The organism is Longimicrobium sp. (assembly GCF_036399255.1).
Taxonomy (GTDB): domain Bacteria; phylum Gemmatimonadota; class Gemmatimonadetes; order Longimicrobiales; family Longimicrobiaceae; genus Longimicrobium.
In genome coordinates this window covers 24,049-46,983 of the sequence record NZ_DASWNM010000033.1, presented here as the reverse complement: position 1 = coordinate 46,983, position 22,935 = coordinate 24,049, and the positions used below count along the sequence as shown (strand labels likewise).

The 22,935-nt window shown below is 70.8% G+C and carries 18 protein-coding genes; 9 read left to right on the top strand and 9 right to left on the bottom strand.

What is annotated here, in order from left to right; genetic code table 11:
* Positions 1 to 37: 37 nt before the first annotated feature.
* Entirely contained in the window at positions 38 to 1,606 is a 1,569-nt protein-coding gene (locus VGC13_RS05555) for a M28 family peptidase (RefSeq protein ID WP_331124224.1), read from the bottom strand.
* Entirely contained in the window at positions 1,607 to 2,413 is an 807-nt protein-coding gene (locus VGC13_RS05550; protein ID WP_331124223.1) for an MBL fold metallo-hydrolase, read from the bottom strand. It lies immediately after the preceding gene.
* 674 nt (positions 2,414 to 3,087) lie between these two features.
* Between VGC13_RS05550 and VGC13_RS05545 the strand changes: the two genes are divergently transcribed.
* The 3 genes from VGC13_RS05545 (at position 3,088) to VGC13_RS05535 (ending at position 7,210) form a co-directional block, all read left to right on the top strand.
* A complete protein-coding gene (locus tag VGC13_RS05545; protein ID WP_331124222.1) occupies positions 3,088 to 5,310 on the top strand; it encodes a hypothetical protein in 2,223 nt (740 codons plus the stop codon).
* 91 nt (positions 5,311 to 5,401) lie between these two features.
* A complete protein-coding gene (locus VGC13_RS05540) occupies positions 5,402 to 5,809 on the top strand; it encodes a cupin domain-containing protein (protein WP_331124221.1) in 408 nt (135 codons plus the stop codon).
* A gap of 297 nt (positions 5,810 to 6,106) precedes the next feature.
* Positions 6,107 to 7,210, top strand: a complete 1,104-nt coding sequence (locus VGC13_RS05535) for a hypothetical protein (RefSeq protein ID WP_331124220.1) — start codon at positions 6,107 to 6,109, stop codon at positions 7,208 to 7,210.
* A gap of 188 nt (positions 7,211 to 7,398) precedes the next feature.
* On the opposite strand, the gene VGC13_RS05530 is transcribed toward VGC13_RS05535, so the two are convergent.
* Entirely contained in the window at positions 7,399 to 9,042 is a 1,644-nt protein-coding gene (locus VGC13_RS05530; RefSeq protein ID WP_331124300.1) for an IS1634 family transposase, read from the bottom strand.
* 540 nt (positions 9,043 to 9,582) lie between these two features.
* On the opposite strand from VGC13_RS05530, the gene VGC13_RS05525 reads away from it, so the two are divergent.
* Positions 9,583 to 10,470 (top strand): DUF72 domain-containing protein, encoded by an 888-nt coding sequence (locus VGC13_RS05525; RefSeq protein WP_331124219.1) that lies wholly within the window; start codon positions 9,583 to 9,585, stop codon positions 10,468 to 10,470.
* A gap of 262 nt (positions 10,471 to 10,732) precedes the next feature.
* On the opposite strand, the gene VGC13_RS05520 is transcribed toward VGC13_RS05525, so the two are convergent.
* Together VGC13_RS05520 and VGC13_RS05515 are read right to left on the bottom strand one after the other, a co-directional pair.
* Positions 10,733 to 11,296 (bottom strand): hypothetical protein, encoded by a 564-nt coding sequence (locus VGC13_RS05520; RefSeq protein WP_331124218.1) that lies wholly within the window; start codon positions 11,294 to 11,296, stop codon positions 10,733 to 10,735.
* 41 nt (positions 11,297 to 11,337) lie between these two features.
* Positions 11,338 to 12,516, bottom strand: coding sequence for a GAF domain-containing sensor histidine kinase (locus VGC13_RS05515; protein ID WP_331124217.1), 1,179 nt, complete (start codon positions 12,514 to 12,516; stop codon positions 11,338 to 11,340).
* A 114-nt stretch (positions 12,517 to 12,630) separates the two neighbouring features.
* On the opposite strand from VGC13_RS05515, the gene VGC13_RS05510 reads away from it, so the two are divergent.
* The gene (locus VGC13_RS05510) at positions 12,631 to 13,812 is read left to right on the top strand and encodes a class I SAM-dependent rRNA methyltransferase (RefSeq protein WP_349264186.1); all 1,182 of its coding nucleotides are present in this window, start codon (positions 12,631 to 12,633) and stop codon (positions 13,810 to 13,812) included.
* 236 nt (positions 13,813 to 14,048) lie between these two features.
* Here VGC13_RS05510 and VGC13_RS05505 read toward each other — a convergent pair whose 3' ends face one another.
* Positions 14,049 to 14,819, bottom strand: coding sequence for a hypothetical protein (locus VGC13_RS05505; protein ID WP_331124215.1), 771 nt, complete (start codon positions 14,817 to 14,819; stop codon positions 14,049 to 14,051).
* A 404-nt stretch (positions 14,820 to 15,223) separates the two neighbouring features.
* Positions 15,224 to 15,778, bottom strand: a complete 555-nt coding sequence (locus VGC13_RS05500; protein ID WP_331124214.1) for a hypothetical protein — start codon at positions 15,776 to 15,778, stop codon at positions 15,224 to 15,226.
* A 426-nt stretch (positions 15,779 to 16,204) separates the two neighbouring features.
* Here VGC13_RS05500 and VGC13_RS05495 point away from each other — a divergent pair, with 426 nt between their 5' ends.
* The 3 genes from VGC13_RS05495 to VGC13_RS05485 all read left to right on the top strand — a co-directional run bounded on the left by VGC13_RS05495 (position 16,205) and on the right by VGC13_RS05485 (position 18,616).
* Positions 16,205 to 16,621 carry a response regulator gene (locus tag VGC13_RS05495; RefSeq protein WP_331124213.1) on the top strand — a complete coding sequence of 139 codons (417 nt, stop codon included), beginning with the start codon at positions 16,205 to 16,207 and terminating at the stop codon, positions 16,619 to 16,621.
* A gap of 2 nt (positions 16,622 to 16,623) precedes the next feature.
* Complete coding sequence (locus VGC13_RS05490) at positions 16,624 to 18,189, top strand: ATP-binding protein (protein ID WP_331124212.1); 1,566 nt, start codon at positions 16,624 to 16,626, stop codon at positions 18,187 to 18,189.
* A 124-nt stretch (positions 18,190 to 18,313) separates the two neighbouring features.
* Positions 18,314 to 18,616, top strand: coding sequence for a hypothetical protein (locus tag VGC13_RS05485; protein ID WP_331124211.1), 303 nt, complete (start codon positions 18,314 to 18,316; stop codon positions 18,614 to 18,616).
* Positions 18,617 to 18,861: 245 nt separating this feature from the next.
* On the opposite strand, the gene VGC13_RS05480 is transcribed toward VGC13_RS05485, so the two are convergent.
* Positions 18,862 to 20,175 (bottom strand): DUF1343 domain-containing protein, encoded by a 1,314-nt coding sequence (locus VGC13_RS05480; protein WP_331124210.1) that lies wholly within the window; start codon positions 20,173 to 20,175, stop codon positions 18,862 to 18,864.
* A gap of 188 nt (positions 20,176 to 20,363) precedes the next feature.
* Here VGC13_RS05480 and VGC13_RS05475 point away from each other — a divergent pair, with 188 nt between their 5' ends.
* The gene (locus VGC13_RS05475; RefSeq protein ID WP_331124209.1) at positions 20,364 to 21,257 is read left to right on the top strand and encodes a PIG-L deacetylase family protein; all 894 of its coding nucleotides are present in this window, start codon (positions 20,364 to 20,366) and stop codon (positions 21,255 to 21,257) included.
* Between the two features lie 193 nt (positions 21,258 to 21,450).
* Here the strand turns inward: VGC13_RS05475 and VGC13_RS05470 are convergent, their stop codons facing one another.
* The gene (locus VGC13_RS05470) at positions 21,451 to 22,923 is read right to left on the bottom strand and encodes a sigma 54-interacting transcriptional regulator (RefSeq protein WP_331124208.1); all 1,473 of its coding nucleotides are present in this window, start codon (positions 22,921 to 22,923) and stop codon (positions 21,451 to 21,453) included.
* Between the last annotated feature and the right edge of the window lie 12 nt (positions 22,924 to 22,935).

Genomic DNA, 22,935 nt, shown 5'->3' with positions numbered 1-22,935 from the left:
CCGCGCCCAAACGGATGGATTCGCGCGCCGGACCCGCCTATCTGCGCGTGAATCCCGCGCCCGGATTCCACTGGGGGAGCGCGTCCCCCCAGGCCACGGAGAGCGCGGTGCGCAGCATCGTCCGGCCCTGCTGCAGCGCGCCGGCGTAGTCCCACCCCTCGCGGTAATTATCTGACGGCTGATGGTAGTGGTTGGTGACGAAGTCCTCGTACCACCGCTGCCCCCATCCCTCCGGCCGCCCCTCGAAGGTCAGCCCGTGGTCCAGCGCCAGCGCGGGCACGCCGGCGCGGGCCAGGGGAAAGTGGTCCTGGCGGTAGAAGATGCCCTGCTCCGGGTGCGGGTCGGGGCGCGTCTCCATCCCCTCCGCCGCCGCCGCCGCGCGAACCACGTCGCCCAGCGTGGAGCGGTCGGCGCCGATGGGGGTGATGTCCGTCGTCCGTCCCTGCAGGTTGGCGCCGTCCACGTTCAGCGCGGCGGCCGTCGTGGCCAGCGGAAAGAGCGGGTTGCGCGCGTACCACTCCGAGCCGATGAGCCCCGACTCCTCCGCCGTCGTCGTCACGAACAGCAGCGGGCGCGGCGGGCGAACGGGCATGGACGCCGCCGCTTCGGCGATCGCCAGCAGCAGGCTGACGCCGCTGGCGTTGTCGTACGCGCCGGGATGGATCCGCCGCTCGCCGTCCGCGCCCTCGCGCACGCCCAGGTGGTCGTAGTGGGAGGTCAGGACCACGGGCTCCGCCGCGCGCGCCGGGTCGGCGCCGGGAAGCAGGCCCACCACGTTGGCGGTGCGCACCGGCTCCACCTCGCTGCGCACGGAGGCCCGCACGCGCACCCCCGTCGTCAGTGGGCGGAATCCGCGGCTGTCGCTGTCGCGGATGAGCGCGTCGTAGTCGTGCCCGGCGCGGGCCAGCAGGTCGCGCGCGGTGGCCTGCGAGATCCACCCGCGCACCTGCAGCGGAAACTCGGGCGCGCCAGCCAGGCCGTACTGCGTGCCGGTGTTGCTGGTGCGGACGACGTTCCATCCGTAGCCGGCGCTCTCGTCGGTGTGGATGAGCAGCGCCCCGGCGGCCCCGCGGCGCGACGCCTCCTCGAACTTGTACGTCCAGCGGCCGTAGTACGTCAGCGCCCGCCCGCCGAAGAAGTCCGGCGTATCCGCCGTCCCCGGATCGTTCACGCGGACCAGCAGCACCTTGCCGCGCACGTCCACGTCCTTGAAGTCGTCCCATCCGCCCTGCTCCGGCGCGGTGATGCCGTAGCCGGCAAAGACCAGCTCCGCATCCACCTCCACCCGCTCCTCGGGAACGCCGGCCTCCAGCACGTACTCTTCCTCGTACCTGGGCTCCGCCGGCCCCTGCGGCGTGGCGAACGCCAGCGTGGGGTGCGGCGTGAGCCCCACCATCGGCACGTCCTGCAGGTACGCGCCGCCGACAGGATCGAGCCCGATGCGCTGGAACTGGGCGCGGATGTACTCCATGGCCAGCGTGCCGCCGCGGGTGCCGGGCGCGCGCCCCTCCAGCAGCTCGTGCGAAAGAAAGCGCAGGTGCGCGTCGATGGCGTGCGGCTGGATGCGGCCGAGCGCCTGCTGCAGTGCCTGGGGGTCGATGGACATTCAGCGTTCCGTCAGGTGATGGCGATCGCCGGCGGCGCGCGCGCGGCCGGTGGCGGCCAGGTGCGCCAGGATGGCGCGCAGCGAGCCCTCGGCGGCGCCGCGCAGGCCGGGGTGCAGCTCCGGGCCGTAGATGCGGTCGATGAGCTCGCCCGGCGCGGCGTCGCCCTGCCGCAATGCGCGCACCACCTGGTCGATGCGGCTGGCGCGGTGGGCGCGGTAGCGGCGGATGGCCTCCATCCCGTCCGCGATCGGCGGGCCGTGGGCGGGGTGGATGATGGACGGCCGCAGCGCCTCCAGCCGGTCCAGCGAGGCCAGGTACTGCGTCAGGTCGCCCTCCGGCGGCGCGACCAGCGTGGTGTCGCCGCCGCCCATGAACATGTCGCCCGCCAGCAGGGCGCGCTCGTGCTCCGCGGGGGCCTCCGTCCACAGAAAGCAGACGTGCTCCGGCGCGTGCCCCGGCGTGGCGGCGGCGGTCAGCACCCCCGCGTCCGTCTCGACGCGCGCGCCGTCCTCGATCCACCGTGTCACGATCTCCGTCTTCGGGCCAAGCCCGCCCGCCGCCATCCACACCGGTGCCCCCGTGCGCGCGGCGAGCGGCCGGGTGGCGGCGGCGTGGTCGGAGTGCGCGTGGGTCAGCAGGATCGCCACCGGCGGGCGCCCGTCCAGCGCGGCGGCGATGGCGTCCAGGTGCGCGGCGTCCGCCGGGCCCGGGTCCACCACCACCGGCCGCTCGCGCCCCACGACGTACGTGCGCGTCCCATCCAGCGTCATCGGCGATGGATTGGGCGCGAGAATGGTCTGCAGCATCGGTGGATCGGTCCGGGTCGGGATGGCGGTATCCAGGGCGCATGAAGGATGCACGGCTGCGTCACGGGACGGCAATGGCGCGGAGCTTGTTGCCGTTGGGTGGGAGGCTCGACGAACAGCCTCGAACTGGCGCCCGCCCGGGCCCCCTCTCCCCCGGCCCCTCTCCCCCGCAAAGCGGGAGAAAGGGGAGAATTCGATCCCGTTTCGGACGGCTTCGTGCGAGGGGCACGCCCCCTCCGGGCTCGCATTACTCGCCCACCTCCCCCAAAACTGCTGGGGGAGGTTGGTGCTGCCGATGGTCGCGGAGGCTCGACGATCGCGATCGTGCTGGTGCCCCTTCCCCGGCCCCGCCACTGCGGATCTGATTTCGGTGATCGCCGGGTTGCGGACGCGCAGGTGCTTGGAATGCCCTATGTAGCCGGACCGCCGAGTCCGCGAAGGCGGACTTTGCGATTTCCCAGCGGCGAATTCATTCGCTCCCGCGGGCGGACGGCACGTTACCGAATCAGAATTGCAACGGGCATCATTCGCTCCAGGGGGCGGATGGCACATCGCATCGCGTCTCTGCGTGAGGCGTCCTTTTCTTCCAGCAATCGTAAGCTGGCGCGCCGCTTGCCGCTGCGAAGAGTGGGCGCGGACGTCGCGCCCGACCGCATCCATCCGGAACCGACTGCATGAGGCTGCTCGCACCCGTCTGCGCGCTGGTCCTGGCGGCGGGCGCCGTTGCGCCCGCGCACGCCCAGCGCGACACCCTGCGCATCGGCGCGCCGCGCGACACCGCCCGCGTGCCCGCCCCGGCGCCCGTCCCCACGGACACGCTCACGCCGCTCGAGGCCGGCAGCATCTTCGATACGCCCCAGACGCGGGCGCTGGTCACGCGCGTCATGCAGTCGGGAAGCACCATTCCCGCCGGGCTGGAAGACTACCGCGCCACCATGGGCGCCACCATCTACCTTTCGCTGCAGGCCGACACCGCGCAGGGCGGCGAGCTGCCCGTCACCGTGGACGAGTTCGCGGGCGAGGTGCGCTGGGACCGCGCCGGCGACGTGCAGCAGACCGTGCAGGGGCACCGCGTGCGCATGCTGGCGCCCGCGCCGTACACCATCGGCTCGCTGGTGGCCGCGCCTTGGGTGGTGCCGCACCTGTACGGCAACACCATCACCGCGTTTTCGCTCAGCGCCACGCCCAACGCCCGCGCCCGCATCCTGCGCGCCGTGCACCCGTTCTCGTTCCGCGGCGTGGACTTCTACGAGTACCGCGCCGGCGGCCCCGTCCGCGTCTCCACCGCCGAGGGGGTGGTGACGCTGGTGCCCATCACCGTGCGCCCGCGCGCCGGAAAGCTGGAAGAGGCCGCGGCGGTGGACACGCGGCTGGTGGCGGGGACCTTCTGGACCGACGTGGACCGCGCCGCCATTGCCCGGGCGCGCTTCGGCTTCGTGGAGCGCGGCGGCCGCTTCGTGGTGACGGAGACGGGGATGTTCTTCGAGCTGGAGGGCGCGCTGGTGGGCGGGCGCTACTGGCTGCCCCACCGCCAGCGGCGCGAAATGCAGGTGGCGTCGCCGCTGCTGGGGGGCGCCGTGGCCGTCCGCGCCGTCACCACCCTCTCCGGCTTCGAGCTGAACACGGGATGGGCCCCGCCGCAGCCGGGCGTGCGCCTGGTGTGGCAGCTGGAAGACGCGGACGATGCATTCGCGCGCCTGCCCCCCGCGGGCGACCAGCCGGCGCCCGACATCGGCGACTTCGCGGACCTGGTGGCCGTCGTCCGCCCGCCGGAGCGCACGGGCGGCGTGCGGGCGTCGCTGCGCTACGACCGCGGCGAGCACCTGTTCCGCTTCAACCGCGTGGAGGGCGCCTTCGTCGGAGTCGGCATCCGCGTGGAGCCGGCCAACCCGGAGCAGCGCGACTGGGACGTCTACACGCACCTGGGCTGGGCCTTCGCCGAAGCGACCCCGCGCGGCGAGCTGGCCTTTCGCTGGCACCCCGGCGCGCCCAACGCCGCCGGGCCGCGGTGGGGCGCCACCGTGGGCGCGTACCGCCGGCTGCGCGACATGACCTCGTTTCGCCCCCCGCTGCAGTGGGAGCTGGGGTACGCCGCCGGCGCCGCGCTGGGCGGCTACGACGTGCGCGACTACTACGACGCCGCCGGCGCCGAGGCGTTCGCCGTCCGCCGCGGCGGCAGCTGGACGGCGCGCATCGGCGGGCGCTTCGAGGGGCACGACTCCGTCACCCGCAACACGACGACGTACCTGTTCGGCACCGCGCAGGACTTTCCCGACGTGGCACCGGCGGAGCCCGGGACGCACGCGGCGGTGGAGGGAACCCTGCGCTACGCCCGCGGCACCGGCGCCTTTGGCGTGGGGGGCGGGGTGATCGGGCAGCTTTCGGCGGAGCAGGGCTTTGGCGACTTTGGCGTGACGCGCGCCACGGCGCTGCTTTCCACGCGCTTTCCCTCGCGCTACGTCACGGTGATCGCGCGCGGCGACGCGGGAACGGTGATCGGCGGGGCGCCGCCGCAGTTTCTTTACCGCTTTGGCGGCATCGAGGGGCTGCGGGGGTACGGGCGCAACGAGTTCGGCGGCAGCACGGCCGTGCTGGGCCGCGCGCGGCTGCTGCTGCACCTGCCGCCGTACGGCCAGGAGCCGCTCTTTCGCGCGGGCCTCTTCCTCTTTCCCCCGCTGCGCCCCGCGCTGGCGCTTTCGGGCGATGCGGGATGGGCGTCGGTGAGCGGCGACTCGCGCGCGTCGCTGCAGCGGCTGGGCGCGGCCGAGACGGACGGCGTGCGCTCGTCGTACGGCGTGGGGCTGAGCCTGTTCGAGGACGCCGTGTCCGTGGAGTACGTGTGGCCGGGCGACGGGGGCCAGGGGCGGTGGTACACCGGCTTCGTGGCCTACTTCTGACGCGCCGCCCCTTGCCACGCGCGCCCCGGACTGAGACGATGTACGTCGGCGCGCTGAAAGACGAATCCCAATCAACCGACCGGAGCCGGACATGTCCTCCATCAACCGACCCCTCGCGGGACCCGTGCTGGCCTTTGACCTGGGCGAGCAGATCGCGGCGCTCCGCGCGGAAGAGCCGTACCGCCGCAGCGGCCGCGCCGGGCGCACGCTGGCCAAGAGCGGCCGCTTTCGCCTGGTGCTCACCGCCATGTCCGAGGGCAACGAGATCGGCACGCACCAGGCCGACAGCCCCATGACGCTGCAGGTGGTGCAGGGCGCGCTCACCTTTCGCAGCAGCGGCGAGGAGTACACGCTGACGGCCGGCCAGGTGCTGTTCTTTGGCCCCGGCGAGGCGCACGACATCCGCGCCACCGAAGCCAGCGCGCTGCTGCTGACCGTCTCCGCCACCGGCGACGACTACCGCCCCGAGGAGCTGGCGAACGCGCAGGCGAGTGCGTGAGTGTGGCAGTGCGTGAGTGTGGCAGTGCGTGAGTGCGTGAGTGCGTGAGTGCGTGAGTGCGTGAGTGCGTGAGTGCGTGAGTGCGTGAGTGCGGAAGTTCGTGAGGGATGGATGGATGGGCAGCCCGGGCCGGCCGGTCCGGGCTGTTCCGTTCAGGGGGGATGATGACGAGGGGCGGCGTCCGCGCGTCAAGCACGGACATTGCCGCATCCGTCCTGATGACCGGCCGCGGGCGCACCTGCCCGCGGCATCGTACGACGCGCCTGCCGCTTTCCAGCCCCCGATCCGCGTGATCCCATGATCCACCGTCCTCTTTTCCGCGCCTGTGCCGCCGCGCTCGCCCTGGCGGCGATCGGCGCGTGCAAGCGGTCGCCGACGGACCCCAGCCGGCCGGGGACCTTCCTGGTGACCTTCCTGGGCGTGCCGGCGGGGGCGGAGAGCTTTTCGCCGCGGGCGGTGGCGGCCGGGCGCGTGGTGGGCGTGGCGGCGGGCGGGGGAACGCCGCGGGCGGTGCAGTGGGCCGGCGGGGCGTTCACGCCCGTGGGGCCGGCGGCGCCCGCGGGGTGCCACAGCGAGCCGGTGGCGGCGCGCGGCAGCTTTACGGTCGGCCAGATCACCTGCACCGCGTCCGGGGACCCGGCGGGCCAACCCGTGGACGCGTACGGGTGGATCGCGGGGCAGAACCCGGCGCCGCGCCTGTTCGCGGAGCCCTACACCTTCGTGGGGGTGAACAGGGACGGCGCCGTGGCGGGGACGCTGAACCCCGGTGCGCAGTTTCCGCAGGGCGCGCGGCGCGCCTTCCTTCGCACCGCGGGCGGGGCGGTGGCGGTGCTGGTGCCGCCGGGCGCCACCGGCAGCGAAGGCGTGGGCATTACCGACGCGGGCGAGGTGGTGGTGAACGCCTACTACAGCTGCCTGGCGGATTCATCCGAGGACTGCGACCTGAGCCGCGTCCTGGCGTGGAACGGCGCCGCGTGGACGGAGATCCGCGTTCCGGCGCGCGCGGAGCGGGCCGTGGCGGTAGCCGTAAGCCCCGAGGGCGAGGTGGCGGGGTACGCGTTCGGCGAGGCGGACCAGGTGTTCCTGTACGAGCTGGACGGCAACGACCTGGACGTGCTGCCGGTGATCCCCGGCACCCGCGTGCTGCTGTCCGGCGCCAACGTCCGCGGCCAGGTGGTGGGCACCGGCGTCCGCACCGAGGTCACCGGCCGCGCCCCCAGCTACGGCATCGTCTGGGGCGACAACCGGCAGTACGACCTCAGCGAGCGCGTCACCGGCAACGTGGACGTGCGCGTGACCGCCGCCCTGGCCACCGACGACGAGGGCCGCATCGCCGGAACGGGCGTCAACCAGGAGAACGGCCAGGAAGGCGCCATCCTCCTGGTCCCCACCAGCCTCTGATCCAGCAGAATGCCTCTGCGTCCCCGGGTACCAGACCCGAGAAACACCTGTCATTCTGAGGCTGAGCAGGCATTCGACAGCGGCAGCTTACACGAGTTTTGTAACCTGTTGCCGTACATACAAATACGACAGAGCCGCTCCGGATGCGTGTACAACACGCCCGGAGCGGATCCGAGTTGCCTAACAGCTTATGCTGGTGTGACTTGGAGCGTTTTTGGAGGGAGCGGGACCCTGCAACAATTCAATAAATCGCGCTCCGCGCTGGTCAGCGACTTCGTCTGCAGGACTGAAGCGCGGCCGGTGGTGAGCTCGCTGAGCGTAATTCTTTCCACCTGCTCGCGGATCGCTTCCCATCCGATCCTTGCCCGGCTCTCGGCCACGCGGACCAGCAGGTAGGCGAGGACGCAGACATGCACGTGAGAGGTGATGCGCTCAGGCGTGCGGTGCTGGACCGGCTCCAAGTCCAGAATGCTCTTCATGGAGCGGAAGGCGCGCTCCGCTCTCCACAGGTCGCGGTAGCCGAGGACAAGCTCTTCCGACGGCAGGTCGAGCTCGTTGGTCATCAGCACGTACTTGCCATCGTGACGCGCCGCGGCCGCGACCCTGGCCGGGTCGATCCGGAGCTTCCCGTCCGCGTCCTGCACCAGGTAGCGGGCGTAGCCGGGCGTGGAGAGCAGAGAATGCTTGTCACGTGTCTCGTCGGCGCCCTTGCCCTTCTTCTGCTTCGCAAGCTTTGCCTTGAGCCGTTCGAGGACGGTGGCGCGTGTGCGGGCGTCGTGCTCCGCCCGCGCCTCGCTGCGGCAGAGCAGGTAGCGCAGGGTGCGGCCTCCGTCCGTGATCCGCGTTTCCTTCACGCCCAGGCCCTCGCAGACCGGGCTGTAGCGTCCGCGCAGGGAGAGCATGTGCGCCTCCAGGGCAGGATCGTTCCGGATCGGACAGCCGAGGAGATACCCCAGGCGGCGGGACTCGAGGAAGTCCAGGTTTGCCTGGCTGACCATTCCCCGGTCGCCCACGAAGAGGAAGCGCCGGGGCCGCAGGCCCAGGAGATCGCGCGTGACCTCCTCCACCGTGGTCACGTCGATCCGGTTGCCGGGGTAGATCCAGTGGCGCACCGGGATGCCATCGCGATTGATGGCGAGCCCGACGACGATCTGCGGCAGATCGGGACGCTTCTTCTTCGAATGGCCGTGGCGCCGGAGCTCGCCCTCCGGGTCTGCCTCGTCGAGGTAGAAGCTGACGCTGGTGGTGTCGTAGAAGAGGACCGACACGTCGGCGCTCAGCAGGTCGGTCACCTGGAAGTACAGGTGCTCCTGCAGCTCGGGCATGGCGCCGTGGAGGAAGTCCATGGCCCGATACAGGTGCTGCACGTCCAGCTCGGCGCCTCCGCCCTCCAGGCCGGGAATCCAGGCGCTGGCGCCTGCCCAGCGGGAGCAGGCCAGCTTCGAGGCCGGGGCGAGGGCGCGGTGTGCGACCAGAGCAAAGATCGCCCGCTCCACCGGCTGGGCGAAGGAACGCGCTTCGAGCGCATGGGAGAAGAACTCGTCCAGGCGCAGCTCCCGCCAGAGCGAATCGAGCAGATGCGTGCCGCCGAAGGTCCAGGTGCGGGTCACCTCCAGCCCCGAGGCGGCAGGGGACGCGGCGGGATCGAGGTAGCGGCTGAGCTGCTCGACGAGGCGGCGGATCTGCTCGATGTCGAGCTGGTCCGTGCGCCCGAACGAGTGGAGGATGCGTGTCTGAACGCGGCCCTGTGCGTCCCTCTCGCCCTCGACGAGCTGGAGGTAGCGGGTATCAGGGCCGCGCTTGCGGGTTGAGACGACTTCGCGAAGGTACATGTGCAACAGGATAGGAGTACACCTGCTGCCCAGTCAAGGTAACCATGAAATCCATGTACAACAATATTTCCGCGGATACAACGTCTTTCACCTGAAAAGCCCAGCAGTGGCGCCAATCCACCCCGACGCATGTACGCGTGACTGTCGAACGCCTGCTGAGAGGGTGTTGCCAAAGCCCCAAAAAAGAAGCGCTGACTTCCTGAGGGAGCGCACCACGTGTAACCTGATTCCACACAACCGCCTGCGCGCGACCGAAGGACCTGCTCTCCGACGAGGTGGGGCCGGCTTCATCCCGCGGGACCAGCCCCGTCGTTCTGCCTGCGAGGTCCTTCGGTCGGCGCCAAGGTACAGTGTACAAGCGGGTTACGGGGCGGCGCCTCCCTCAGGAAGTCATTTACGCTGGGAGGTTTGGCAACACCCTCCGAGGAAGCGCCCACCCAGGTGACAAGATCGATCCACGCCCTGCCACCACACGGGAGCGGATGATGCAGATCGTCCCACCGACTACCGCACTCACGCACTGACGCACTCACGCACTCCATGCCGGGCGGCCGCACCTACGTCGGGATCTCGGGATGGACCTACGCCGGGTGGCGGGGCGTCTTCTATCCCGAAGGCCTGGCGCGCAAGCGCGAGCTGGAGTACGTGGGCTCGCGGATGGACACGGTAGAGATCAACGGCTCCTTCTACTCCCTGCAGCGCCCCACCAGCTACCGCGCCTGGTACGAGCAGACGCCGCCGGACTTCCTTTTCGCGGTGAAGGGAAGCCGGTTCATCACGCACATGCTCAAGCTGAAGAACGCCGAGACGGCGCTGGCCAACTTCTTTGCGTCGGGAGTGCTGCGGCTGGCGGACAAGCTGGGGCCCATCCTGTGGCAGTTTCCCGAGCGGATGCAGTTCAACGAGGAGAAGTTCGCCCACTTCCTCGGCATCCTTCCCAAAACGCACGACGAGGCGGCGCGGGTGGCGCTGGGGCACGACGACCGCCTGCTGGGCCGCGCGTGGACCGACGCCGAGCACCAGGGCCCCCTCCGCCACGCCTTCGAGATCCGCCACCCCGGCTTTCTCTCCGCCGAGTTCATCGGGCTGCTGCGCGCCCACAACGCCGCGCTGGTCTTTGCCGACACCGCCGGCCGCTGGCCGTACGCCGAGGACCTGACGGCGGACTTTGCGTACGTGCGGCTGCACGGCGCCGAGCAGCTGTACGCCAGCGGCTACACCGACCCGCAGCTGGACTGGTGGGCCGCGCGCATCCGCGAGTGGCGCCGCGGCGGCGCGCCCAGGGACGCCACGTGCGCGCTCGACCCCGCGCCCAGGCGCCGCGCCGGCCGCGACGTGTACGTGTACTTCGACAACGACGCCAAGGTGCACGCCCCCTTCGACGCCATCCGCCTCGCCGAGCGCCTGGCAGATCCTGAAAACGGATGATCGTACAGAGGAACAGAGTCAGACAGAGAAGGCGAGCTGACCTATCATCCTGGTCCTCTGTCTGACCCTGTTCCTCTGTACCCCAAAAGGTGTTGTTCTCCGAATCGAAAAAGCCAACGGAGTCAACGGAAAACCTCCGCTGACTCCGTTGACTTTGTGTGGTTTCCCTACGAGTAGCGGCATCCGGCCCGCCGTTGCCGGCTATTCCCTATTCCCTGTTCCCTATTCCCTGCCAGGCCCTTCTCGTCCGAAAAAGGCCGGATCAATTCGCCACGTTCAGCGGCACGTCGAAGCTCCCCACGGCCTGGATGGTGGGCGGCTCGTCCTCGGGGCCGCGGCGCAGCATGGTCAGGTTGAACGTGCCCACCGCGCGGTCCTCCGTGAGCGACGTCACCGTCACCGTGCCGAACGAGCGGGCGTAGCTGGTCTCGCTGGCGCCGCTGAACCGGTCGGTCCCCACGCTGAAGATGGCGGTGAAGGGGCACTCCTCCGTCTCGCGGGTGCAGGTCACCGAGCCCGTCTGCACGCCCAGCCACTCGATGATCACCCCGTCGATCTTCTGGTCCGCGCGCCGCTGCTGCCCGAACACCCCCAGGATCTGGGTGCCCTGCACGCTCTGCAGCTCGCCGACGGCCCAGGCGCCCGCGTTGGGGTTGCGGCGGTTCAGCCGGCCGCTGCCCACGAACTCGCCGGTGCGGTCGCCGGTGTAGGTGAAGCGCGCCTCGCCCTCGGGCGCCAGGTCCGGCTGGAACGGGTCGTCTTCGCCGCAGCCGCCGAGCGCCACCGCAAAGGCCAGCGCCAGGGCGGCGCGTCTGGTCTTGAACATGGGAGTCCTTGGGTCCAAAGGGTGTTTGTTGAAACGGATGCTCAGCCGGCCTGCGCCGGAAGCACCAGGGTAAAGGCCGCGCCGGTGCCGGGAACGTTGCGGGCCACCAGGTCGCCGCCCATGGCGCGCGCCAGCCGGCGGCTGATGGCCAGCCCCAGCCCGCTTCCCGGCTCGCGCTTGCTCTTGTTGCCGGCCGCGATCTGAAGGAACTCCTCGAACACGGCCTCTTCGCTGCCGGGCGGAACCCCCGGGCCGGTGTCGCGTACCTCCAGCCAGGTGCGTCCGTTCCCGCTTCCCGCCACCACGGCCACCTCGCCGCGCTCCGTGAACTTTACCGCGTTCGACAGCAGGTTCACCAGGATCTGCCGCACCCGCGGCGAGTCCACGCGCAGCACGTCTTCGCCGTGGTCGTCGATGTCCATCCGCAGCTCCAGCTTCTTGCTGCGCGCCTGCGGCTCCACCGCCACCAGCGCCTCGTCCACCAGGTCGCCCAGGCGCACCTCCTCGCGGTGAAACTCCATCCGCCCCGCGTCCAGCTTGGCCAGGTCCAAAATGTCGTTCACCAGCTGCGACAGGTGGCCGCTCACCTGGCTGATGCGCTCGATCATCTCGAGCTGCTGGCCGTTCAGGTCGCCCACGATGCCGTCGGCCAGCAGCTCGCTGTACCCCACGATGGCGGTGATGGGGGTGCGCAGGTCGTGGCTCATGGCGCTGAAAAAGCGCTCGCGCCGGAACGACGCCTCGGTAAGCTCGGCGTAGGTGCGCAGGTTGGCCAGCGTCGCCGCCGCCTGCGACCCCAGCAGCTCCGCCAGGCGCCGCGTGTCCGCGTCCTGCCCCCCGCCGCCGCGCCAGCCGGCCACCAGCGTGCCCAGCGTCTCGCCGCGGTGCCGCAGGGGAATGCGCAGCCCCGCGCCCCCGCCGGGAAGCTCCACCGCCTGCACCTCGTCGCCGTCCCGCTCGGCGAGCGCCGCCAGGCCGGCGGTGTCGCCCCCGTCCGCCGCCCACGCGCGCGGCTCGCCGATGAGCTCGCAGCGCAGCGCCACCACGTCCGCCTCCAGCACCTGCGCGGCGCGGGGGTGCAGCACCGCCCACAGCGCGTCCGGCTCCACCACCCCCGCCGTGTCCGCCGCCAGGGCGCAGAGCGCCTCCAGCCGCTGCACCAGCGCGCCGTCCTGCGCCGCCGGCGCGGAGGGGAGGGACGAAGCTTCGGAAACGGGCATGGACGGGCCTTTGCGAGCCAGGGACGGCGCCACGGGGCGCGGCGGCGTGCGCGGGCGGGGACCGGCGGCTATCTTGCGGCCCGTGACTGAACCACCGCAACCCGACGCCGCGCCATGAGCCTTCCGCCGCTCCGCTTGAAGAAGAACGAAGACCGCAGGCTGCGTGCCGGGCACCTGTGGGTGTTCAGCAACGAGGTGGACGTGTCCGCCACGCCGCTGACCGCCTTCGAGCCCGGCGCCATGGCCGAGGTGCAGGACGCGCGTGGCGCGCCCCTGGGCACCGCGTACGTGAACCCGCGCTCCCTGATCGCCGCGCGGCTGGTGAGCCGCCAGCGCCACCGCAAACTGGACGGCGACCTGCTGCGCCGCCGCATCGCCCGCGCCCTGTCCCTGCGCGACGCCCTGTTCGACCGCCCCTTCTACCGCCTGGTCTACGGCGAGGGCGACGGGCTGCCCGGGCTCATCGTCGACCGCTTCGGCTCCGTCCTCGTCGCCCAGCTGACCACCGCCGGGATGGAGCGGGTGGTGGCCGACGTGCTCGAGGCGCTGCGGGAGACGGTGAGTCCCACCGGCATCCTGCTGCGCAACGACACCTCGGGCCGCGCGCTGGAGGGGCTCGAAAGCTACGTGCAGCCCCACGGCGACGTTCCCGACGTGCTGGAGGTGGAGGAGAACGGCGTCCGCTTTCACGCCCCCATCACCGGGCAGAAGACGGGCTGGTTCTACGACCACCGGATGAACCGGGCGCGCATGGCGGCGTACGTGCGTGGCCGGCGCGTGCTGGACGTCTTCAGCTACGTGGGCGGCTGGGGCGTGCAGGCCGCCGCCGCCGGGGCCTCGCAGGTGACGTGCGTCGACACCTCGGCTCCCGCGCTGGAGTTCGTCACCCGCAGCGCAGCGCTGAACGGCGTGGGCGACCGCGTTCTGACGCACCGCGCCGACGCCTTCGACGGGATGATGCGGCTGAACGCCGACGGCGAGCGCTACGGCGTGGTGGTGCTGGACCCGCCCGCGTTCATCAAGCGCAAAAAGGACCAGAAGGCGGGCGAGGAGGCGTACCGGCGCGCCGCCCAGCTGGCCATGGAGCTGCTGGAGCCCGACGGCATCCTGGTGAGCGCCTCGTGCTCGTACCACATGCCGCGCGAGGGGCTGCAGGACGCCATGCTGCGCGCCAGCCGCCGCCTGGGGCGCGAGCTGCAGGTGCTGGAAGAGGGCCACCAGGGCCCCGACCACCCCGTGCACCCCGCCATCCCCGAGACCGCCTACCTCAAGTCGTTCATCGCCCGCGTGGCCTGACGCGCGGCTGCCCGCGTAAGAGAACGAACGAGCGAAGCCGCTTCGCACGAACCCGGGCGGAGCCAGCGGAGGAGCAGGGAAAAGCGGGGGTACAGAGGGACAGACAAAAGCCAGAGGAACAGAGGATGATGGGTTGTCCTCTGCTCCTCTGGCTGTTCTCTGCCCCTCTGTACCCTCGCCGTTGCTTTACCGGAGCTGGGATGAGCGATGGGGCCGGTCTTTGGCTACAACCCCGCTCAGCGCGTGATCCCGATGCTCACGCCGATGTGAAAGGTGAGCAGGTCGGTGTCGCTGCGGACGGGGAACAGGGTGACGGTGCCGTCGTCGTTGTCCTGGATGTCGCCCTCGCGCAGGTACTCGGTTTCGCCGTTGTTGTGGTAGCGCAGCCCCAGGTCGATGGACACCGGCTGCGGCCCGCGGCGAACCGGGATGTACACCCCCACACCGCCGCCGTACGAAAAGCTCCAGTCGTCGAAGTTGGTGGTGGTGAACTCGTTCTCGTCGTAGTAGTCGTCGTAGTCGTACGTGTTCGACACGCTGCTGGTGGTGGCCATGTAGCTGTAGCCCGCGTAGCCGTTGGCGTACGGCCGCAGCGTTCCGTCGGGCGCGCCGATCTGCGGGCCCACGCCGATCCAGGCGATGCTGTTGGAGGTGGTGAGATCCACCAGGATGCGGCCGCCCAGCGTGGGGCTCAGCGGCACCGTCTGCCGCTCGTGGCCGTAGATGATGAAGCCGCCGTCCACGCGCAGCGCCAGCCAGCCATTGGGGTCCAGCGAGTGCATGTAGTGCAGGGTGCCGCCCAGCCCGCCCTCCACGTAGTCGCTGAACTCGCCCTGCGTCTCGGCGATGGTAAAGCTGCCGCCCGCAAAGCCGCCGGTGGGGCGCTTTTCATGGTACTCGCGGCGGTCGTAGTCGCAGTCGTCGTAGTACTCGCAGTCGTCGTCCTGCGCGGCCAGCGCGGCGGGCGCCGCCATCAGCGCGGCCAGAAGGGCGTATCGGAATCGCATCGTTCACCTCGGGATGAGGAGTGGGGATCGGTCGATTTTCGGTGGCCGGCGATGCTCCAGCCGGCGGCCATGCGGAGAGCAATGCCGGTGCCCCGAATCCGCAGAAATCCAAGCGAATGCGGCGCATCGACTTACGCGCGGAGCCCGGATTCCGCTCCGCCGAGGGCGACCACTCGGGAGGACACCGCCGATGTCGAAAGTGCGCACTGCACCATGATCCTGAAAAAGAATCATCGTACAGAGGAACAGAGTCAGACAGAGAACGCAAGCCGAAACATCATCCGGGTTCCTCTGTCTGACCCTGTTCCTCTGTACGATAAAGGTTGTTTTCCCGGATTCGGGACACGAAAAAGCCCGCCCCGGAAACGGGAGCGGGCTTTCGCGATCATCCTCTCGTACCGTGGCTAGAGGCCCAGCATGCGCTCCACCCGGGCTTCGAGCGACGGCTTGGTGGCGCCGGAGAGGGCGCTCTCGAGCAGGTCCGCCAGCTCCTCCGAAAAGTCGGCCGGGTGGCGGCGCTTGATGCGCACCAGCGGCGCAAAGGCCAGCATCACCGTGCGCGGACGCTCGTCGTCGTCCTCGTCCGCTTCGTCGCCGCGCCACGACTCGCCGGTGGGGCCGGTCTGCCAGGGCTCCGGCTCGTGCTCGGCCTCTTCGGCCTCGGCGGCCATGCCGGGGGGCAGCGCCTCGATGGGGATGGTGAGCCCCACCATGGCCTGGATCTCCTGCGCCGGGTCCTCGGGCTCCTCGGCCATCAGCCCCAGCTTTACGGGGCCGCGGATGACCTGGTGCAGGATGACGATGGTCTCGGGCGGCAGAAACGCCCGGAACGACGGGCTCTCGTTGCCGTCCGCGAAAAAGGCGACCGGGATCAGTGCGGCGTCGTCGGCGAGCAGTCCCTCGGGCTCCACCTCGCGCATCTCCAGGTCGACCGGCTCGTCCCGAAGGTAAACGTGCATCGTTGCTTCCGAAGCTCCCTAGCTCGCCGTGCCGGCCGTGTCCGGTTCGGTGCGGTGAAATGTGTGTCGCAGGTTTCGGTTGTACCCTTCACCGGCGGTTGGTTCCCCGCAGCGGCGCTCCGGATCGGCTCCCTGTTACGGCGGCGCGAACGGGGGCCGGCGTGCCGGCCCGCGAGATCCGCGCCTGTCCCGTGCGGAGCGGCGCGGATGCGGCGGCCCGGGGAGGGAGGCGGCGGGGCGCGGAGGCGGGTCCGGGATTTGCGCCGGGGGGCCCCACCCGTATCCCGGGCGCAATCCAGCGGTTACGGCGTCCACGCCCCTTTTGCGCGCGGGCGGCGTGGCCGTCCGGACGAAGGCGGAGGAAGGCGGGGCGCACCCTCCGGCTTCGCAGACGCTCCGGGAAGCCCGTGCCCAGGCGGCGCCACGATGAGCGAGCAGATGCTGAACATCCTCCTGGTGGAGGACGACGAGGTGGACGTGATGAACGTCCAGCGCGCGTTCAAGAAGAACAACATCCGCAACCCGCTGTGGGTGGCGGGGAACGGCGTGGAGGCGCTGGGGGCGCTGCGCGGGGGCGAGATTCCCCTGGACCGCCGCTTGGTGCTGCTGGACCTGAACATGCCGCGGATGAACGGCATCGAGTTCCTGCGCGAGCTGCGCGCGGACGAAAAGCTGCGCCACACGCCGGTGGTGGTGCTCACCACCAGTGGCGACGAGCGCGACCGGGTGGACGCGTACAACCTGAACGTGGCCGGCTACATCCTCAAGCCCGTCACCTTCGCCAACTTCGTGGAGGCGATGGCGACGCTCAACAAGTACTGGACGCTGGTCGAGTATCCCTGAACGTGGCCCTTCCCGAGCGCTACCGCATCCTGGTCGTGGACGACGACGAGGTGGACCGCATGGCGGTTCGCCGCGCCCTGCGCGCCGCCGGGGTGCCTTCGGAGTGCGACGAGGCGGGGGACGCGCCCTCGGCGCTGGCGGCCATGCGGGCGGGCGGGTACCACTGCGTGTTCCTGGACTACCAGCTTCCCGGCGGCGACGGGCTGTCGGTGCTGCGCACGGCGCGGGCCGAGGGGCTCACGGTGCCCATCATCATGCTGACCGGCCGCGGCGACCAGGAAACGGCGGTGGAGCTGATGAAGGCCGGCGCGTCGGACTTCGTGGCCAAGGGCACCTTTACGCCGGAGCGGCTGGCGCAGGGGCTTCGCCACGCGGTGCGCGTGCACGCGGCCGAGCAGCAGGCGCGCGAGGCCGAGGCGGCGCTGCGCGAGAGCGAGGAGCGCTTCCGGGTGCTGCACGAGACCTCGCCCGACGGGTTCATGATCCTGCGGGCCGTGTGGGGGGCCGACGGCGAGGTGCAGGACTTCGAGTGGGTGTACGTCAACCCCGCCGCCGAGCGAATCCTGCAGCTGCCGGCGGCGCAGCTGCGCGGGCGGCGGCTTCTGGAGGTGCTTCCCGGCACCCGCGAGCTGGGGCTCTTCGACGCCTACGTGGAGGTGGTGCGGTCGCGCGCCCCCATGCAGCGCGAGGTGGCCATCGAGGGCGAGGACGGGCGCGCGGCGTGGTTCCGCATCTCGGCCGCGCCGCTGGGCGACGGGTTCGCGGTGGCGTTCAGCGACGTGAGCGCGCGCCGGCGGGCCGAGGAGGAGCGCGAGGCGGCCATCGCGTCGCGCAGCCGCTTCTACGCGGCCATGAGCCACGAGCTGCGCACCCCCATCAACGCCATCCTGGGCTACAACGACCTCATCCTTTCCGGCGTGTACGGCGCCATGCTGCCGCCGCAGGAAAAGGGGCTGGAGCGCGCCCAGCGGGCCGCGCGCCACCTGCTTGACCTGGTGAACGACGTGCTGGACCTGTCCAAGCTGGAGGCCGGCAAGCTGGAGGTGGAGGCCGAGGCGGTCTCCGTGCCCGAGCTGGTGCGCGACCTGTTCGCCACGGTGCGGCCGCTGGCCGAGGACAAGGGCAGCGCGCTGCGGATGGTGGAGGAGGCCGACCCGCGGCCGGTGCTCACCGACCCGCGGCGGGTGCGGCAGATCGTGCTGAACCTGCTGAGCAACGCCATCAAGTTCGGCGAGTCGCGGCCGGTGGAGGTGCGGGTGCGCGGGCTGGAGGACGGCGGGGTGCAGGTGGAGGTGGCGGACCAGGGGCAGGGGGTGGCGGGGGAGCACCTGGACCGCATCTTCGAGGAGTTCGTGCAGCTGCCCAACGCCAACGCGGGCGGCACCGGCCTGGGGCTCCCCATCTCGCGCCGGCTGGCGGAGCTGCTGGGCGGGCGGCTGGAGGCGGAGTCGCGCCCCGGCCAGGGAAGCACCTTTCGTCTTACCCTGCCCCGCCTGTTCCCCGGCGATCCCGCCGCCGCGGCCCAGGCGCAGGCCGATCCGCCGCTCTCCGCCGCCGCGCCGGCCTGACCCGGCGTCCGCCCGCGCGTTCCGCGGCGCGGGTAATGCGCCAAAGGTTCGTCGCGTTCTGTACGATCCCCTGCGCGCGGTTCTTGCGCCCCCGTCCCGGTGACTTCAGCGGAGGATGGGCGCCATGCCGACGGAGGAGAGCCGGGCCGGGTACGAGCAGCGGCGGATCGACCACGAGGTGCGGCTGTCCCGGGCGCGCGAGGTCGTGGAGGGGTACGTGGGCGGCCGGGCGTCGCGGGAGGAGCGCCGGTCCAGCGCGGCCGAGAACCGGTGGTTCCGCGAGCAGGTCGCCGCCATGCTGGCGGGGGCGGCCCGCGAAGAGGAGCTGGCGGGGCTCGGCCTGTCGGACGCCATGGTCCGCGAGGCGCGGCTGGGGGACTCGGTGGCGGAGGCGTGGGCGCGATACCACGAGCAGTTCCGCCGCTGATCCGGATCCGCGAACACGACCGGAAAAGCGAAGGGGTACAGAGGGGCAGAGAACAGCCAGAGGAACAGAGGACGATCGATCCTCCTCTGTTCCTCCGGCTTTTGTCTGCTCCTCTGTACCCCTCGATGTTTTCGTATCTGGATCAGGCACTGGAGCCTGCAGGCGGAGGAAACGGCACGAGAAGACTCCGCTGACTCCGTTGACTCCGTGTGAGGCCTGCGTTTACAGGACCCTGACCGGGCACCCTACTCCGCCGGATACAGCCGGTACTTCGCCACGCGCTCCTTCCAGGCGGCGTTCTCCGTTTCCCAGCGGCGAAAGATCTCGCGCGGGTCGTCGCCGCGGCGCACGGCGTCGGGCGCCCAGCGGCTGCCCAGCATCTGCAGCATGGGGCCCATCCCCAGGCTGCGCGGGTGCATCTTCTGGATCTCGGAGAGGAAGACGAGCGCGGTGAGCACCGGCTGGTACACGTCGCGGTCGGTAATGCGCAGGCGCACGGCGCGGCAGCGCTGGTTGCGGAACTGCATCCACTCCGTGCCGCGCGGGGTGAACTCCGCCAGCTCGAACCGCACCCCCGGCAGGCCGTAGCCCCGCACGCGCCGCAGCAGCTCAGCGTTGTCGAGGTACGGCGCGCCCACGTAGCCGAACGGCGTGGGCGTCCCCCGGCCGATGGAGAGGTTCGTCGTCTCCAGCATCACCAGCCCGCTGAACGCCAGCGCCGCGTCGAGCGTGCGGATGTTGGGCGACGGGTTGATCCACCGCAGCCCGGTTTCGTCGAACCACTCGTTTCCCCGCCACCCCTCGGCGGGGACCACGGTGAGCCGCGTGCCCAGCCGGTACTCGCCGTTCACGTAGCGCGCCAGCTCGCCCGCGGTAAAGCCGTGGCGCAGGGGGACGGGAAAGTGGCCGGTGATCAGCGGGCCGCGGCTGCGCATCTCGAACTGCATCAGCGGCCCCTCCACCCGCGCCGTCACGGGGTTGGGCCGGTCCAGGACGATGAAGGGGATGCCGGCGCGCGCCGCCTCCTCCATCGCCATGGTCATGGTCCACACGTAGGTGTACGCCCGGGCGCCGATGTCCTGCATGTCGAACAGCAGCACGTCGACGTTGCGCAGCATGGCGGGCGTGGGGCGCTCGGTGGCGCCGTACAGCGAGTAAATGGTGACGCCCGTGCGCGGGTCGCGCTGCGTGGCGATGCGCTCGCCGCCGTCCACGGTGCCGCGGATGCCGTGCTCGGGGCCAAAGAGCGCCACCAGCCGCACGTCGGGGTGCTCGTGCAGCAGGTCGATGGCGCTGCGGCCCTCGCGGGTGACGGCGGTGTGGTTGGTGATAAGCCCCACGCGCCTGCCGCGCACCAGGTGCAGCGAGTCGCGCAGCAGCACCTCGAGCCCCGGGACCACGGGCCCGCCGCGCACCCGCGGCGGCGCGGATGCGTGGGCCGCGGGAAGAAGCGACGGCGCCGCGAGCGGGGCGGGGGCGCGGCCGGCGAAGGCCCAGCCGGCGGCCAGGATCGCCGCCACGCCCGCGGCCGCGGCGCGGATGGAAACGGATGCAGACATGGGCTGCCGGTTCACTGCAAGGGTTCAGGACGGCGGAAAGACTCCGCCGTGAAGACTGTGCGTTTGTCGCTGTCTGCTTCGACACTCCGCAAACTGCTACTACATATGGCGTCAGAGCGGTGTGATTCCTGCAACGGCACGTCCCGCGCCATGATTGTGTGGTGCGCAAGTCGTTACAGGAATCGTAGATGCCTTTTACCGTCCCGCGAGTTGCCTGCGAGTATGTGATCCCCGCGCCGCGCATGGTGGACCCGCGCGTGCTGCGGCTCACCCGCTGCTTTACCCTTCCCGCCGGGGAGGGCGACCCGCCGCGCACGCTGATTTTGGCGGCGCACCCGGACGACGAGACCATCGGGGTGGGCGGGATGTTCCCGCGGCTGGACGGCGCGCTCACCATTCTGCACGTGACCGACGGGGCGCCGCGCTACCGCCGCCAGTGGGGGCGCCAGGAGTTCCGCGACTGGGACGAGTACGCGGGCCAGCGGCTGCGCGAGGTGCACTGCGCGCTGGCGGTGGCCGGGGTGGACGCGTCCGTGTGCCGGCGGATGGAGGTGATGGACAGCGAGGTGTCGCTGAACATGGTGCCGGTGACGCGCCGGCTGATGGAGATTTTCGACGAGCTGCGCCCGGAGGTGGTGATCACCCACCCCTACGAGGGCGGACACACCGACCACGACGCCACCGCCTTTGCCGCCCGCGCCGCGTGCACCCTGCTGGCGCGCGAGGGGAGCACGGCTCCGGCGCTGATGGAGTTCACCTCGTACCACAACGAGGGCGGCGACAAGGTGGTGAACCGCTTTCTTCCCTTCGACGGCGCGCCGGTGACGGACGTGCCGCTGTCGGCGGAGGAAAAGGACATGAAGCGGCGGATGTACGACTGCTTCTACACCCAGGGCGGCGTGCTGCGCGACATGCCCGTGCGAATCGAGCGCTTTCGCCCCGCGCCGGTCTACGACTTTCGCCAGGCGCCCCATCCGGGCCGCCTGCGCTACGAGCGCTATCCGCTGGGCATTCGCGGCAAGCACTGGCGCCAGCTGGCGGCCGACGCGGCGGAGCACCTGGAGCTGGACCGCGCCTGGTAGCGCTTTCGGATTCGGGAAAACAACACTTTTGGGGTACAGAGGAACAGAGTCAGACAGAGGAGCCCGGATGACGTTTCATCTCGCTTCCTCTGTCTGACTCTGTTCCTCTGTACGATCATTCTTTTTCAGGATCCCGTATACCGGACTTGCCTCACGCGGAGACGCGCGTGGGGCCCCGTCGTCGTGCCGTCCGTCAGGTGAACATGTCGTCGCCGAACGAGAAGCCGCCGCCCTTGCCGCCCTTCTTGGGACGCTCGGGCTTCGCGCGCTGGTAGGCGCCGCTCTCCGCCCGGCTGATCTTGCGGTGCGCGGCAAGGCCCTCCAGCAGCAGCTCCGCCACGGCCACGCTCATCCCCGCGTCGTCCGCGTCGTACATCCCCGCCTGTTCCAGCGCCTCCACCAGCCCCGGAACGCCGCGCAGCCCCTGCAGGCACGCCTCCGCCGAGGCGCCGTCGGAAATCTGCAGCACGCCGCCGCGGTCGAAGTGCTCGACCACGGTGTCGAGCATGTCGACCTCCCAGGTGCGGTCGAACACCTCGCGGGCGGCGGCGGCGATCAGGTCGCGGGCGATGGCCTCGGCGCCCTGCAGCTCGCCCTCGTACTCCAGCTCCATCTTGCCGGTGATGGAGGGGAGCGCCGCGTACACGTCGGCCACGCGGGGGAGGATGCGCGGCTCGCCGGCCACGATGGCGCGCCGCTCGGCGTTGCTGACGGCCGTTTCCATGACGCTGATGGGCATGCGCTGCGACACGCCGCTGCGCCGGTCGATGCGCTTGTCGTCGCGCGCCAGGAACGCCACGCGCTCCACCAGCTCGGCGACGAAGGGCGGCACCACCAGGGGGATGGATTCCCCGTCGCGCCGCGTGAGCGCCTCCTGCGCGGTGATCTGCATCCCCTCTTCGGGGGTGCGCGGGTAGTGCGTAAGGATCTCGCTGCCGATGCGGTCCTTGAGCGGGGTGATGATCTTGCCGCGCGCCGTGTAGTCCTCGGGGTTGGCGCTGAAGACCAGCATGACGTCCAGCGGCAGGCGGACGGGAAATCCCTTGATCTGGATGTCGCCTTCCTGCAGGATGTTGAACAGCCCCACCTGCACCTTGCCCGACAGGTCCGGCAGCTCGTTGAGGGCAAAGATCCCGCGGTTGGCGCGCGGCAGCAGGCCGAAGTTGATGGTAAGCTCGTCGCTGAGCAGGTGGCCGCCCCGCGCCGCGCGGATCGGGTCCATGTCGCCGATCAGGTCCGCCACCGTCACGTCGGGGGTGGCCAGCTTCTCCACGTAGCGCCGGTCGCGCCCCACCCACTCGATCGGCGCGTCGTCGCCGTGCTCCTCGACCAGCTGCCGGCCGTGCTTGCTGATGGGCGCGAACGGGTCGTCGTTCACCTCGCTGCCGGCCAGGACGGGGATGGCTTCGTCCAGCAGCCCGGCCAGTTGGCGCAGGATGCGGCTCTTGGCCTGGCCGCGCAGCCCCAGCAGGATGAAGTTGTGGCGGGCCAGCACGGCGTTGGCCAGCGCGGGGACCACCGAGTCCTCGTAGCCCACGATGCCGGGAAACACCGTCTCGCCGCTCTTGAGCCGGGCGATCAGGTTCTCGCGGATCTCCGTCTTTACGGAGCGCGGGCGGTATCCGGAGGCGCGCAGGGCGCCGAGCGTCGTGGGGCGCTGGGTCATGGGTACGGCGTC